This is a genomic window from Slackia isoflavoniconvertens (assembly GCF_003725955.1).
In the GTDB taxonomy this organism is placed as follows: domain Bacteria; phylum Actinomycetota; class Coriobacteriia; order Coriobacteriales; family Eggerthellaceae; genus Slackia; species Slackia isoflavoniconvertens.
Genome location: NZ_QIBZ01000004.1, coordinates 1 through 15,435, shown reverse-complemented (window position 1 = coordinate 15,435; position 15,435 = coordinate 1). Strand labels below are relative to the sequence as shown.

General features: G+C 58.1%; 11 protein-coding genes. All 11 read right to left on the bottom strand.

Going from position 1 to position 15,435, the window contains the following annotated elements:
* Positions 1 to 2: 2 nt before the first annotated feature.
* The 11 genes from aroF to rpmF all read right to left on the bottom strand — a co-directional run bounded on the left by aroF (position 3) and on the right by rpmF (position 15,053).
* Entirely contained in the window at positions 3 to 1,016 is a 1,014-nt protein-coding gene (gene aroF / locus DMP05_RS02730; protein ID WP_123219054.1) for a 3-deoxy-7-phosphoheptulonate synthase, read from the bottom strand.
* Positions 1,017 to 1,355: 339 nt separating this feature from the next.
* Positions 1,356 to 2,891, bottom strand: a complete 1,536-nt coding sequence (gene gpmI, locus DMP05_RS02725) for a 2,3-bisphosphoglycerate-independent phosphoglycerate mutase (protein WP_123219053.1) — start codon at positions 2,889 to 2,891, stop codon at positions 1,356 to 1,358.
* A gap of 135 nt (positions 2,892 to 3,026) precedes the next feature.
* Positions 3,027 to 3,806: a triose-phosphate isomerase gene (tpiA, locus tag DMP05_RS02720; protein WP_123219052.1), complete on the bottom strand. Its 780-nt coding sequence runs from the start codon at positions 3,804 to 3,806 to the stop codon at positions 3,027 to 3,029.
* Between the two features lie 296 nt (positions 3,807 to 4,102).
* Positions 4,103 to 5,287 (bottom strand): phosphoglycerate kinase, encoded by a 1,185-nt coding sequence (locus DMP05_RS02715; protein WP_123219051.1) that lies wholly within the window; start codon positions 5,285 to 5,287, stop codon positions 4,103 to 4,105.
* A gap of 269 nt (positions 5,288 to 5,556) precedes the next feature.
* Complete coding sequence (gene gap, locus DMP05_RS02710) at positions 5,557 to 6,558, bottom strand: type I glyceraldehyde-3-phosphate dehydrogenase (RefSeq protein WP_123219050.1); 1,002 nt, start codon at positions 6,556 to 6,558, stop codon at positions 5,557 to 5,559.
* Positions 6,559 to 6,846: 288 nt separating this feature from the next.
* The gene (ffh, locus tag DMP05_RS02705) at positions 6,847 to 8,286 is read right to left on the bottom strand and encodes a signal recognition particle protein (protein ID WP_123219049.1); all 1,440 of its coding nucleotides are present in this window, start codon (positions 8,284 to 8,286) and stop codon (positions 6,847 to 6,849) included.
* A 12-nt stretch (positions 8,287 to 8,298) separates the two neighbouring features.
* Complete coding sequence (gene ftsY, locus DMP05_RS02700; RefSeq protein WP_123219048.1) at positions 8,299 to 9,225, bottom strand: signal recognition particle-docking protein FtsY; 927 nt, start codon at positions 9,223 to 9,225, stop codon at positions 8,299 to 8,301.
* A gap of 89 nt (positions 9,226 to 9,314) precedes the next feature.
* Positions 9,315 to 12,848: a chromosome segregation protein SMC gene (gene smc / locus DMP05_RS02695; RefSeq protein ID WP_123219047.1), complete on the bottom strand. Its 3,534-nt coding sequence runs from the start codon at positions 12,846 to 12,848 to the stop codon at positions 9,315 to 9,317.
* 6 nt (positions 12,849 to 12,854) lie between these two features.
* Positions 12,855 to 13,712 (bottom strand): ribonuclease III, encoded by an 858-nt coding sequence (gene rnc, locus DMP05_RS02690; protein ID WP_123219046.1) that lies wholly within the window; start codon positions 13,710 to 13,712, stop codon positions 12,855 to 12,857.
* Positions 13,709 to 14,704, bottom strand: a complete 996-nt coding sequence (gene plsX, locus DMP05_RS02685) for a phosphate acyltransferase PlsX (RefSeq protein ID WP_123219045.1) — start codon at positions 14,702 to 14,704, stop codon at positions 13,709 to 13,711. Before plsX ends, rnc begins: the two co-directional genes overlap by 4 nt.
* A 169-nt stretch (positions 14,705 to 14,873) precedes the next feature.
* A complete protein-coding gene (rpmF, locus tag DMP05_RS02680; protein WP_114615080.1) occupies positions 14,874 to 15,053 on the bottom strand; it encodes a 50S ribosomal protein L32 in 180 nt (59 codons plus the stop codon).
* Between the last annotated feature and the right edge of the window lie 382 nt (positions 15,054 to 15,435).

Genomic DNA, 15,435 nt, shown 5'->3' with positions numbered 1-15,435 from the left:
GCCTACCATTCCGCGGTAACAGCAGAGCGAATGATGCCAACGCGACGCATCATATCTTCAAACTGCTCGGGCAAAAGCGCCTGAGCACCATCGGAGGCAGCATGGGCGGGGTCGTGGTGCACCTCAACCTCGAGGCCATCGGCCTGAGCGGCGGTCGCGGCGCATGCCACGGGCGTCACGAAGCGGGTATAACCCGTCGCATGGCTCGGGTCGGCAATAATGGGCAAATGGGTAAGCTCGCGAAGCACGGGAATGGCGCTCACGTCAAAGGTGTTGCGCGTACGCGTTTCGAACGTGCGAATGCCCCGCTCGCAGAGCATGACCTGGTCGTTTCCTTCGCTCATGATATATTCGGCACTCATAAGCAGCTCGTCGATCGTAGCCGACATGCCACGCTTGAGCAATACGGGCTTGCCGTAACGGCCGAGTTCCTTGAGCAGCGAGAAATTCTGCATGTTTCGCGCGCCCACCTGAAGAATGTCGACATCATCAAAAAGATCAAGGTCGCGAGCGTCCATGATTTCGGTAATGATAGGCATGTCGAACTCGCGCTTTACCTTCGAGAGAATGTCGAGGCCCTCTTTGCCCAGGCCCTGAAAGGAATAGGGGCTCGTGCGGGGCTTGAACGCGCCACCGCGGAAAATAGCGGCACCGTGCTTTTTGACCTGCTCGGCAATGATCATGCACTGCTCTTCGCTTTCGACCGAGCAAGGGCCAGCCATAACGGCGAAATTGCCCTTGCCGCCGATTTTCACACCGCCAACCTCGACGACCGTATCGTCGGGATGGAACTTGCGATTCGCCTTCTTGAAAGGCTCGGACACGCGGCGAACCGCTTCGACCATGCTGTTCGATTCAAGCAAATACGGGTCGATGCGAGTCGTATCGCCAACCAAACCGATGATGGTCTGATTTGCGCCTTCGATAACCGACGTCGAGACGCCTTTGCTCTCGATGATTTCACAGAGTTGCGCCACACCTTCTTTTGGCGTTCCAGGTTTGACAATTGCGATCATGCGCGGAATCCTTCCATAATACAAAGATGCCGAAGCGGGCAGCCTCGGCATCAAAGGTGTTGCAAGCGGGTTACACCACTATAGCACTATCGCACGATAGAGTGAAAGAGGAATTGCGAATCCACGCGCGGAATTCGACAGCTGGAATTCGACAAGAGCCATAAAAGATCGAGCAGCGCAGACGCCCCGGCATGTGACTCTGCGCCTGGGCGTCTGCTCTGAAACTTGTTCTTTTTATTTAGCTAAGCGCAGCCAAGCGAGCGTATAGCGAACGAAGTGAGCGGTAGCGAGCTGTGTCCTTGCGCAGAGTCGCATGCCAGGGCGGCAGCGCTCAGGGCGTTACGCCAGCAAACTACGACCCGTGAATTCCTTCGGCGATTCCATACCCAGAGCAGCTAAAAGCGTCGGCGCAATATCGCACAGTGCGCCTTGCTCTCCATTAAGCTTGAGGCCAGCACCTGTGCCATCGGCCAGAGCGAACGGAACGAGTGCCGTCGTATGGGCCGTATGCGGCGTGCCATCGTCGGCGATCATTTTGTCTGCGTTGCCGTGATCGGCGGTAACGAGCGCGAAACCGCCCTTGGCCTTCACCGCTTCAACAACCTTCGCAACACCCGCATCGACCGCCTCGATAGCGGTAACCGCAGCGGGAATAACGCCCGTATGTCCAACCATGTCGGGATTAGCAAAATTCACGATATATACGTCGGCCTCATCGTTTTCAATCGCCGCGGCAAGCGTGTCGGCAACAGCGGGTTCGCTCATCTCGGGCTGCAAATCGTAGGTCGCAACCTTCGGGCTCGCGATAATCGTACGCTGTTCCCCCTCCTTTTCAGCCTCAATGCCACCATTCAAGAAGAACGTGACATGCGCATACTTCTCGGTTTCGGCGATATGGTACTGGCGCAAACCAGCGGCAGAAAGCACATCGGCGAGCACGTTTTCAGGGAATGTTTTCGGGAATGCGATGGGGGCGTTGATCGAAGGGTCGTATTCCGTCATGCACACGAAGCTCACCTTGGGTGCGCGTGCACGCACAAACCCGTCAAAATCGACATCGACAATCGCACGCGTGATTTCACGGGCACGATCGGGACGGAAATTGAAGAACACAACCGCATCGCCATCGAGCACGCCACGCGCATCGAGGGCGCCCGGCACCACGAACTCGTCGGTCACGTCGCTATCGTAGGAAGCTTGCATGAATGCATCGGCGGAAATATCGCTGCACGGTTCGGCGCACACGATGGCATCGAAGGCCTTTCGCACGCGCTCCCAGCGCTTGTCGCGGTCCATCGCGTAATAGCGCCCTGAAATCGAAGCGATTTTTGCCACGCTCGCAAGACCTTTTTCAGCGATGAACTGTTCAAGCTCCTCGATATAGCCCTTGCCACTCGCAGGCGGCACATCGCGACCATCCATGAAGCAATGGATGCGAATATCGCTCACGCCATAAGCGGCCGCGTGCTCAATGAGCGCATACAGGTGCTCGTTGGAGGAATGCACGCCACCATCGGAAAGCAAGCCCATGAGATGCAGTGCAGCGCCAGGAGCCTTCGCCGCATCGAGCGCCGCATTAATCACGGCATTTTCGCGAATGGAGCCCTCGCGGCATGCCATATTGATTCGAGAGAGCTCCTGGTGCACCACGCGACCAGCACCAATATTTAAATGGCCTACTTCGGAATTTCCCATTTGGCCTGCAGGAAGGCCCACAGCCTCACCCGATGCTTCAAGCTTGCACATGGGGGCTTCGCTCAAAAGCGCATCCAAATACGGAGTGTTCGCGAGGGAAATCGCATTGCCCGGACCAGGCTCCGCCAAACCGAAGCCGTCCATAATCACAAGCAGGGCTGGCGTATGCAGCGTTTGCATAGTTCCTCTTTCCCGCGCAAAAGCGCGTATCACATTGCGGCCAAAGGGCCGCGACTGCCTTATTCCCCTTGAAAAAATCCCGGCAACCGCAAAGGCGCCGGGATTTCTACTCGTTTTTCAAAGAGTGGTATCAAATTATTCGGCGTAGCCAGAGGCGATTTCGACGAGCTCGCAGAAATCCTCAACTTTTAGCGACGCGCCGCCAATAAGGCCGCCATCAATATTCGGGCACGCCATGAAACCGTCGGCGTTTTCGGGCTTCATGGAGCCACCGTAGAGCACGCGCATATTCGCTGCGGCCTGCTCGCCTACCAAATCGACAACGGTAGCGCGAATTGCCGCAGCAATTTCTTCAGCCTGCTCGGGAGTCGCCGTGCGGCCCGTGCCAATAGCCCATATGGGTTCGTAAGCGATGGTGCAATACTCAGCTTCGTGAGCGTCAAGGCCAGCAAGCGCGGCGCGTACCTGGTCGCACACAAAACGAACGGCGTCGCCGGCATCGCGCACGGCAAGGCTCTCACCGACGCACACAATGGCGTTGAAGCTCGATTCGGCGAGCGCGCGAACCTTCTTGTTCACCATAGAATCGGTTTCACCGAAATAGTCGCGACGCTCCGAATGGCCCACGATGCACCAAGCGGCTCCCACATCCTTGAGCATGGGAATGCTCGTCTCGCCCGTGAAAGCGCCCGAAGGCTCCCAATGGCAGTTTTGAGCACCAACATCAATGTTCGACTTGTCGAAATCGAGCACCGTGAACACCGAGCGCAAATCAATTGTCGGCGGGCACAGCACCACGTCAACCTTGTTCCACTTGCGAGAATAGCGGTTGGAAATGCCCTGGGAAAGCACCACGCTCTCGGCAGGCGTCTTATTCATTTTCCAGTTGCCGGCAATTAAAGGCTTGCGAGACATAGGGTTCCTTTCGTTGAATCGCAGACGCTTTTGGGCATGCCTTGCTTTCCGACACGATACCTGAGCTCGCGCGGAAGCCACATTATGTGGCTTCCGGCTCGTGCGGACGGTCGAAAAGCAAGGCATGCCCAAAAGGAGCGATGCAATGCAACACATTGCGACAAAAAATGACATGCGTTGGGTCTCGGCGTGCGGCTGGTGACGGCCGTCCTCACGAGCTGAACAGCCCAGTGGGCTGTTCGCGCGAGCTCAGGTATCGCGCCGCCACCAGGTGCACACCGAGACCCTCGGTAGGGTTATCGTAACGCTTCGACACCGGGAAGGGGCTTGCCTTCAACGAGCTCCATGGATGCGCCACCGCCCGTGGAGATAAACGTCATCTCGCTGGCGAGGTCGAACTTATTCACAGCAGCCACGGAATCGCCACCACCGATGATGGTCGCGGCTTCTTTGTTGGCGGCAACCGCTTCGGCCACAGCCTTCGTGCCATGCTCGAACGCCTTCATCTCGAACACGCCCATAGGGCCGTTCCAAAACACCGTTTTGCCTTCAGCGATAGCGGCGGCATAGGCGGCTTCGGTTTCGGGGCCAATGTCGAGGCCCATCATATCGGATGGCATCGAATCTGCCGCGCAGGTCGCCGTATTCGCGTCTTCGGCAAATTTATCGGCAACAACCACATCGGTCGGAAGCAGCATCTTCACACCGCGCTCTTCAGCCTTCTTGAGCATCTCGCCAGCGCGCTCGACCCAATCTTCTTCTTTGAGAGACGTGCCAACCTCATAACCCTGAGCAAGCAGGAAGGTAAAGCACATGCCGCCACCGATGATGATGGTGTCGGCTTTGTCGATAAGAGCGTCGATAACGCCGACCTTATCGGATACCTTCGAGCCACCAAGGATTGCAACGAACGGACGCTTGGGGTCGTCGAGCATGCCGCCAAGCGTCTTCACTTCACCAGCCAGCAGGAAGCCCGCGTATGCAGGAAGCAATGCAGCAACGCCGGCCGTGGAAGCATGAGCGCGGTGGGCGGTGCCGAACGCGTCATTCACATACACATCGCCCAGCTCGGCAAGCATCTTGCAGAACTCGGGATCGTTTTTCTTCTCGCGCTTGTCGAAGCGGAGGTTTTCAAGCACAACAATTTCGCCGTCGGAAAGCGCTGCAATCTTCGCCTTTGCGTCATCGCCCACGGTATCGGCGGCGAAAGCGACAGGGGCATCGACAAGCTCTCCCAAACGAGCAGCGGCAGGCGCAAGCGTGAACTTTTCCTCAAAGCCCTCGCCCGCCGGACGGCCCAAGTGGCTCATGAGCACGACTTTCGCGCCGCCCTTTACGAGGTATTCGATAGTCGGCAGCGCCGCGCGAATGCGCGTGTCGTCGGTCACGACGCCGTCTTTGATGGGCACGTTGAAATCGACGCGCACGAGCACGCGCTTGCCAGCGACGTCAACGCCCTCGATAGTCTTGATGTCGGCCATAAGGAAACTCCTCATCAGTCAGTTTCAATAAACGGAACCTGTTAAATGCTCCGAGCATTCAACAGGTTAATAAACGGAGGTTTCGCTCGGGCGGAGGCTTCTGCGGAAGACCTCTGAGCTTCAAACGAGTTCTTCATATTAAAACGAAGCGAAGGAGTGAGGCGAGCGGTAGCCGAACGCGTCTTCCGCGGAAGCCTCCGCCCGAGCGAAACCGGGCAGGTCATACAAACAAAAAAGGCCGGAAACAAGTCCGGCCTTTTCCCAATAGCCTAAAGAAGAATCTTGGCCAGGTCTTTCACGCGGTTGGAGTAACCCCACTCGTTGTCGTACCAGGAAACAATCTTGACCAGGTCGGAATCGTCGCCCATGACCATAGTGAGGCCCGAATCGAAGATGGAAGAATGGTCGTCGCCCACGATGTCGACCGAAACGATGGGGTCTTCGGTGTAGGCGAGAATGCCCTTGAGCGGGCCTTCGGCGGCAGCCTTCATGGCGGCGTTGATTTCTTCCTTGGTCACCTTGCGGGAAAGCTGCACGGTGAGGTCGACCATGGATCCGTCAGGGGTGGGAACGCGGGTCGCGAAGCCGTCGAGCTTGCCCTTGAGCTCAGGGAGAACCAGAGCGACGGCACGAGCGGCGCCCGTGGTGGTCGGAATCATGGACAGCTGGGCAGCGCGGGCACGACGAAGGTCCTTATGCGGAAGGTCGAGAATCTTCTGGTCGTTGGTGTAGCTGTGAATGGTATTCATGTAGCCGCGCTCAATGCCGAAGTTCTCGAGCAGCACCTTGGCAACAGGAGCCAAACAGTTCGTGGTGCACGAAGCGTTCGAAATGATGTTGTGAGCTTCCTTGTCGTAATCGCCGTCGTTCACGCCCATGACGATGGTGATGTCTTCGCCCTTAGCCGGGCACGTGATGACGACCTTCTTGGCACCAGCGTTGATATGCTTGGAAGCAAGTTCACCCGTCTTGAAGATGCCGGTGGATTCAATAACGACGTCGACGCCGAGCTCGCCCCAGGGCAGGTTCTCGGGATCGCGCTCGCAGAGCACCTTGGTGGCATGGCCGTCGGCCACAAAGCCGTCTTCGGTAACCTCGCCCGTGTCAAATGCGCGGCCGTGGACGGAATCGTATTTCAGCAAATGGGCCATCGTGGGAATGTCGCCCAGGTCGTTAACCGCAACGACGTCGAGCTCGGGATCGTTCGCCATCGCGCGATAGACGAGACGACCGATACGGCCAAAGCCGTTGATGCCAACCTTGATTGCCATGTGCAAACCCCTTTCTTAGGTGCATTACTGCCTCGAATTATAGGTGAGAGCGATGAAAGGACAACAAAAAGCGGCCCAAAAGCACGGCGAGCGGCCCAAAAGCACCGCTCGCGGACATGGGAATGACAAGCTCGCCCCAAAGTCAGCGAAAACGGCCCTGGCGAGTGCAGTTCGAGTGAAGCCAAGGCGACGCGTACTTCGGTACGCGAGCCGAAGGCTGAACCCGAAATGCGCCGCCGGGGCCGTTTGCAGCGTCGAGCGGTTGCGTCGTTCGCCAGAACGACGCAACTACTTCATATCCATATTCTGCATCATTTCCTGCAGCTGCTTCATATCGGACATCTTCATGCCACCCATGCCCGGCAAACCAGGCATGCCGAAACGGGACTTCTTGCCCTTCTTGCCTTTCTTGCCCTTCTTCGTGGGACGACCCGCATTCGCGGCCGCAGGCATCATCTTCTTCATCATCTTGCGCGTTTCGTTGAACTGCTTCATGACCTGGTTCACTTCCTGAACCGAAGTGCCAGAGCCGGCCGCGATGCGCTGGCGGCGGCTGCCATTGAGCAGTTCGGGCTTTTCGCGCTCAGCCTTCGTCATAGAGAAGATGATGGTCTCCATGCGGTCGAGCGCGCCGGTATCGACCTGGCCCTGCGCCATGGCCTTATCACCACCAGGCAGCGCACTGATGAGCTTCGAGATGCCGCCCATCTTGGAAACCTGCTTCTTGATTTCGAGGAAGTCGTTCAGGTTAATGTTGGCCCTTTGAACGCGCTCGGCGGTCTCGGCCTCAATCTCTTCGGCCTGAATTTTCGACGCATGCTCGATGAGCGAAACCACGTCGCCCATGCCCAAAATGCGCTTTGCCATGCGGTCGGGATGGAACGGCTCGAGCGAGTCGGGCTTCTCGCCCGCGCTGATGAATTTAATCGGCTTGCCGGTGACCTGCTTGAGCGACAGCGCGCCGCCGCCACGGGCGTCGCCGTCCATCTTCGACATGATCACGCCGTCAAAATCGACCTTCTCGGCGAAGGCCTGGGCCACGTTCACGGCATCTTGGCCGGTCATGGCGTCGACGACCATGAGAATCTGGTCGGGCTTCACGGCGGCCTTGATGTTGGCGGCCTCTTCCATCATCTCTTCGTCGACATGCAAACGACCCGCCGTGTCGACGATGACCACGTCGCGCAAGTTATCGATGGCGAAGCGAACGCCCTCGCTCGCGATTTTCACCGGGTCTTGGCCGTCGCCGCGATAGACTTTCACGCCCATCTCGTCGCCGAGCGTTTGCAGCTGATCGGCCGCAGCGGGACGATACACGTCGCAAGCCACGAGCAAGGGGCTGTGGCCTTTGCCCTTCAGCAGATACGCAAGCTTGGCGGCGGCGGTAGTTTTACCCGAGCCCTGCAAGCCGACGAGCATAATCACGTTGGGAATGCGGCTCGAGAGTACGAGTCCCGAATCGGTTTGGCCGAGCAGCACCGTGAGCTCGTCGAGCACGATTTTCACGACGTTTTGCGCCGGCGTAAGCGAATCGAGCACCTCGGCAGTCAGGCAGCGCTCCTTCGCATTCGCGATGAAGCTCTTAACGACCTTGAAGTTCACGTCGGCCTCGAGCAACGCCATGCGAATTTCCCGCATGGCCGCATTGATGTCGTCTTCAGTAAGGCGGCCCTTCGATTTCAGGCCGCTGAAAATGCCTTGCAGGCGATCGGAGAGGTTCTCAAACATACAAGCTCCTTGCTATCGCGCTTCGCGTTCGTCGAATTCGCCCACGAGCGCTCGCGCGAAATCGTGCGCGTCGAAATCTTTCAAATCGCCCAGGCCCTCGCCCACGCCGATTTTATAAATGGGCAGGCCGAGCTCGTGGCTCACGGCCAATGCAATGCCGCCCTTCGCGGTACCATCGAGCTTGGTCACGATCACGCCGTCCAAATCGAGCGCTTTATCGAACACGCGCGCCTGAGACAGGCCATTCTGGCCGGTAGTCGCGTCAATCACGAGTACGGTGTACACGGGCGCTTTCGAGCGCTTGCGCACCACATTCACGACCTTTTGCAGCTCGCGCATAAGGTCGTCAGACGTATGCAGGCGTCCTGCCGTGTCGATGAGCACCAAATCGCAGCCATCGGCCTCGGCGCGTTCGATGGTGTCGTAGCACACGCTTGCCGGGTCGCTTCCGCGCTTGCGCTCCACGATGGGAACGTTCGCGCGACGAGACCATTCTTCAAGCTGCTCGATAGCAGCAGCGCGGAACGTGTCGGCGGAACCCAGAATAACCTTGCGACCAGCATCGGCACCTTCCTTGGCGAGTTTGCCGACTGTGGTGGTTTTGCCAGCGCCGTTGATGCCGACGAACAGAACACATGCGGCATCGCCGCCAAACGGATCGGCCTCGGTGGTGGCAAACGTGCTTGCAAGCTCGTCATTCAGGCGATCGAGCACGGCATAGGCATCGGGCAGCGCCTTGCGCGTGGCCTCGTCGCGCAAGTTTTCGACGACCTGCGACGCGGCCGAACCGCCCATGTCGGCCAGAATGAGCGTTTCTTCCAAATCGTCCCAAAAATCGTCGTCCAAATTAGGACCACGATCGAGCAGGACGTTCATTTGCTCGGTGAATTTTTGGCGCGAGCGCGAAAGGCCCTCGCTGATTCGATCAAAGAATCCCATGAAAATGCCCTTTCATGCGAATGGAAAAGTCAACCTTGTTAGCCTACCACAGCAAAAAGCCCGCCAACGCGCAAGCTGACGGGCTTTATTTAATCAGCGTTCGGAAGCGCATCCTTCAGACGCTGCGAGAAGACCTTCGTCACGCCATCGGCTTGCATCGACACGCCATAAAGCACGTCGGACATCTCCATGGTGCGGCGCTGATGCGTGATCATAATGAGCTGCGTCTCATTGCGCAGCGTGGCCAGATACGCGATAAGGCGCCTGAGGTTGCTGTCGTCGAGCGCCGCTTCCACCTCGTCGAGAATGTAAAACGGGGCGTGCCGAATGCGATACACCGCGAACAGCAACGCGATAGCCGTGAGCGACTTCTCGCCGCCCGACATGAGCGTCATCTTCGAGATTTTCTTGCCGCGCGGCTGAGCCTCGACCTCGACGCCAAGCGAGCTTTGGCCCTCTTCCCCACCGACAAGCGAAAGCGAAGCGGAGCCACCCGGGAACAACTGGGCGAAAATAGTCTTGAAATTCTCGTTCACCTGCTCAAACGTTACATCGAACTGCTGCTGCATGCGCTCGTCGATTGCGGCGACGATGCGCTTGAGCGAGCGACGCGCGGCTTCCATGTCTTCCACCTGAGCGGCCATGAAGTCGTAGCGCTCCTTCATGGCCTCGTATTCCTCGGCGGCCGAAGAATCGATGGTGCCCATGGAATTCAGGCGACGGCGCATTTTGAACGCCTCGCCCTCAGCGGCGGCACGATCTTGCGGCGCAGGAATCTCGAGCGCAGTTTCAAGCGGCGTGCCGCATTCGTCGACGATGGTCGAAATCGCGGCTTCTACCTGCACTTCGAGCTTGCCCTTCTCAATGCGGATTTCATTGAGTTTCGCCTGCGTCGCCTCAAGTTCGTCATGGGCGGCACGCGAAGCCGCGCGCGCCTCGTTGATGGAAGCATTGAGCGAGGCGGAATTGCTCTGCTCGAGCGCCGCCTTCCCCGCAAGATCGTTCACCCATGCGGTGGCCGATTCTTTCAGGTTTTGCAGCACGTCGTGCAACGGCTCGATGCGCTTGCTCGCGACATCGAGCACCACGAGGTCGCGCTCTGCTCGCTCTTTCGCGTGTTGGGCACGCTCCAAATCGCGCACGCGTTCGCGATGCTCGCGCGTGAGCGAAAGCGAGCGTTCCTTTGCCGTGGCGAATTCGAGCTTGCTTTCGGAAAGCTTGCTCGAAAGAGCCTGTTCGCGTTCGTATGCAATGGCGCGAGCGCCCGAAATGTCGCTCATGCGTTCTTCAGCATCGGTGCGCGAAACGCGCAAGGCTTCGATGGCTTGGCCAAGTTCCACGACTTCAGGCTCGGTTTTAGCGAGCTCGACATTCACGCGGGCCAAGTCTTCCGCAACGCTTTTCTGCGACGCCTGAAGGGTTCCCACGCGTTTCGCGAGGCGCTCGCGCTCGGCCTGAGCACTTGCTTGAGCACCCGCACGCTGTGCATGAGTTCGAGAAAGGTCCAAGCTCATGGCGCGCTTGCGTTCCAAATCGCCCTGAAAGCGCTCGAGCTCTATTTGCGCCGTAGCCTGCTCCTCATTGGAAGCCTCAAGCTGCGCCCGCAAATCGTCGAGTTCTCTCTCGCGGGCAAGCATGCCCTCTTCGCCGGCGGTACCCATGCGTACCGTGATTTTCGCGCCCGGCCACACGACGATCCCATCTTTGGTCGCGAAACGAGCGCGAGCGCTTTCCGCTCGGGCCCCAAGGCCCTCTTCGAGCGAGTCGACCAAGAACACGTCACCCAAAAGCGACTCCAGAAGCCCCCGCACGTGCTCGGGGTATTCAAGCGAATCGAGCAGACGCGGCTTGTCGCACGAAATGGGCTCGGGCGCGCTACCGGCGACAAGCACCGATGCGGTGCCGGTTGCACCTGTTTGGGAAAGAGCGTCCACAATGCTTTGCGCAGAAGCAGCCTCGCGCACATACATGCTCGCGATGTCTTCGCCAAGAAGCTGCTCGACAAGAGCCTCAAGGTCTTGAGGGGCGCGAACCTCTGCGGCGAGTGGCGCGATAGCCGCGTCAAATGCCTCGCCATGCTCGGCAACCCATGCCGACGCATCGTTTTTCGAGAGCATGCCGCGGTTGATTTCCTCAAGAGCGGCGATTTTGCCTTCGAGGCGCTGGGCAGCTTTGCGCTTGTCGTCGAGCGCGGAAGTTGCCATGGCCACAGCACGCTCAGCGGCTGTCACATCTTCGGTAGCCGCACGGCTCTTCTCGAGCAGCTCGGCCAGCGCGGCGGTCTCCTCATCGAGACCCTTGCATTTCTCATCGAGCTCAACCGTTGCGCTCTCGAGCTCGGCATCGATCTCGTCGCGTTTCGATTCGAGCAGCTGCTTGGTTGACACGCGCCCAGAAAGGGCGTCTTGCAAACGCGCGCGCTTCGCCGTTTTCTCATCGATTTCGCGCTCGCGCTGACGCAGGGAGCGCTGCACTTCAGCCAGCTCAACGTCGCGCGACTGGCGTTCGGCCTTCGCTTCATCGAATTGCGCCTTCAGCTCTTCAACCTGCGTGGCCAGCGCATCGCGGCGAGCTGTGCGTTCCTCGAGCTGCTCTTGCAGCGCAGCCACTTCCTCTTCGTAATTCGAGATGCGGCGAGCACTGCCCATCGCGGTGTTTTCGGCCTGCTCGCGACGGGACCGAATCGAACGAGCCTTTTCGGAAAGCAGCATATCGGCTGACTCAAAACGTTCGACCACCATATGGAAGCGCCCGCGCTGCGCGGTGAGGTCGCCCACATACAGGCCTTTTTCCTGAAGCGCCAGTTGCAGCGCTTCGAGTTCTTCCTCAGCTTTCTGAGCTTTGATTTTCTGCACATCGATGCCTGCGGCGGCTTCGTTCTCGCTTTTCAGCGTTGCGTTCCACTTGCCCTGCAACGTGCGCAAGTCATCGACTGCAAGCACCAGGTCAAGTCGAGCGAGCTCGTCGGCCAAGCCTTGGTATTGTTTGGCTCGCTGCGCCTTGCGAGCAAGCGGCTTCAGCTGGCGCTCAACCTCGGCTGTAACGTCTTTCACGCGCGCGAGGCTCGCGTCCATATTCGCAAGTTTGCGCTCGGAGCGCTCTTTGCGCTGCTTATGTTTCAGAACGCCCGCAGCTTCTTCAATAAGCGTGCGGCGGTCTTCGGGCTTGCTTGCGAGAATAGCATCGAGCTTGCCTTGGCTGATGATGGAATGCGCGCCCGTGCCAAGACCGGTGTCGTGCAGGATGTCCATGAAGTCCATGCGGCGGGCGGGCGCGCCATTGATGAGATATTCGCTTTCGCCGGAACGATACATGCGGCGAGTAAGCGATACCTCGTTGAAATCGACGGGCAACGTGCCGTCGGAGTTGTCGAGCACGAGTTCGACTTCGGCGACGCCAACGCTTTTGCGGGCCGAAGAGCCCGCAAAAATAACGTCTTCCATGGCCTGGCCACGCAAATTCTTTGCATTCCGCTCGCCAAGCACCCACAGCACGGAGTCAGAGATATTCGATTTTCCCGAACCGTTCGGACCGACGATTGCCGTGATGCCCGGTTCGAGCGAAATCACGGAACGGTCGGCGAACGACTTAAACCCTTTCAGGATCAGGGATTTCAGATGCATGTATGCCTACTCCTGGCTATGCTTCGCAGCTGCCTTCGCACGCTTTTCCTGCTCGCGCTTCTCGCGCTTCGCACGCTTTTCCTGCTCGCGCTTCTCGCGCTTCGCACGCTTTTCCTGCTCGCGCGCCGCCTTGGCTTCCGCCTTCGCGGCTTGTTTGGAGTTCATTTCGTCAAGCGCGGTTTTCGCCGCCTGGCTCTCGGCTTCCTTCTTCGTGCGGCCCATGCCCGAAGCAAGCGCCTTCATGCCCGCGAATACCTGCGACACGAAGGTGCGATCGTGCGGCGGGCCCTGAGTCTCGATAAGCTTGTAGGTCGGCGTGATGCCCTCTTCCTGCAGCTTTTCCTGCAAGGCGCTCTTCGGGTTTTCGGGCTCCTTCGCCATATCGATGCTCATGCGCGGAATAAGCGTGCGTTCGATGAAGAGCTGCGCGCCTTCGATGCCGGCATCGAGGTACAGAGCCGCGACAACGGCTTCGTACACGTTTTCAAGCGCCGAGTGCAAGCCGCGACGGCCCGTGCCACGTTCGGAAGAGCCGAATACGATGATATCGGCGAAGCCAAGCTTTTCAGCGACGTCAGAAAGGCTCGCGCCAGAAACGAGCGCCACCTTGATGCGCGTAAGGCCGCCTTCATCGATTTCGTGATAGGTGTGGAACGCCTCGCTCGCCACCACGGCGCCCAAAATGGAATCGCCAAGGAATTCAAGGCGCTCATACGAGAACTTGACCGGCTTGCCCTCGGTTGCGGAAGGATGCGTGATTGCCGCAAGCAGAATTTCGGGGTTTTTGAACTCGTAGCCCAAAATCTTCTGGGCGAGCTCAACCTTCCGTTTCTGCTCTTCGGTATGGTTTTCGGTAAATGTCATCGGGACACCGCCTGGGAAATAAGCCCGCACACATCTTCGCGCACGACCTTGCTGGATGCATGGATGCCGTTCTTAATAGCATCGGCATTGCTTGAGCCATGGCCCACAATGCAGGCTCCCTTGACGCCGAGCAGCGGCGCACCGCCGAATTTGTCAGGGTTGATGCTATTAGCGAGCTTGGAAAGCTTGCCCTTGATGGCAAGCGCGCCAAGCTTCGTGGCGAGGTTCGAAAGGAAGACCTTCTTCACCGACTTGAACAGGGTTTTCGAAGTGCCTTCGATGGTCTTGAGCACGACATTGCCCGTGAAGCCGTCAGTGATGACGACGTCGTAATTCGCGGCGATAATATCGCGGCCCTCGCAGTTGCCCACGAAGTTCGGCACCTTTTCCTTAAGCTGCGCAAATGCGGCCTGCGCGAATTGGGAGCCCTTCGTGTCTTCTTCGCCAATGTTGAGCAATGCGCACTTCGGGCTTTTAATGCCAACGATTTTCTCGGCATAAATGGAGGCCATCTGGGCGAATTGAGCAAGATATTCGGGCTTGCAATCAGCATTCGCTCCGATATCCGCCATAACGACCGGCGCCACAGGAGACGGGATTACGCTGCACAAGCAGGGGCGAGAAACGCCTTTGATGCGACCAATGCCGAGCGTGGCACCCGCCAAGCATGCGCCTGTAGAACCAGCGGAAAAGAAGCCTTGCGCCTTCCCTTCTTTCACCAGCTTGCAGCCGATCACGATGGAGGAATCTTTCTTTTTGCGCACCGCTTCGGCAGGATGTTCGGCCATGCCAATGACCTCGGTCGCGACTGCGGCGGTGCAGCGGTTGTGCGTGCTTGCGAACGGCTCCACGACATCGGCGGGACCAACGAGCACGACCTGCAGGTTCTCGTCTTCGGCGAGAGCGGCGACAACACCATCGAGCACAACGGAAGGCGCATTATCGCCACCCATGGCATCGACTGCGATGGTAACGTTTTCGGTTAAGGGCATCGATGAACCCCTTTCGTCATTGTGGTAACAAACGCGAAAATACGACAGCCCTGTTTCGAAAACGACTTACAATAAAAGGCTGCGCTTCGCATTGAAAAAGTCCTAGAAACACGAATGCCGACCCAAAACTGAGTCGGCATATTGACCGTGCATGTACTATCGAGCGAGATTACTCGGTCTCGACAACCTCGCGACCCTTGTAGTAGCCGCAGTTGCCGCACACGCGGTGGGGCAACTTGACCTCGCCGCACTGCGGGCACACAGAGCGAGAGGGCATAGCGCAAACGTCATTGGCGCTGCGGCGGGAGTGGGTACGAGCACGACCGGTTTTTTGCTTAGGCACTGCCATGGTTGTCACTTCTCCTTATCGATCTCGGCCGACCTTCAGCCGAAACGCTTCAAATGTTTGAATTCAGACGAAAGCAGATGATAGCAAAGCATCACGGTGCATGCAAGCATAAAACACCACTTAGCATGGAATTTTGATGCGGCAAGCCCAGATGGACCCAACTGCTTTCTGCACGGCAGTAAAGTATACGTCAGAAACTAAAGGCGCAAGGGCACACACGAGCATTCCACACCTAAGGCGCATATCGAAAGGGGTGGTTGATTTGTAAGTTCATCCGAACACTTAGGTTTCGTTCTCGAACTCATCCGGACATGTCCGGATGAGTTCGAGAATTCCTTTCCGGAGGCGAGGGCCGAGGGCCCTCCCGAGAGAAAGGAAGAAA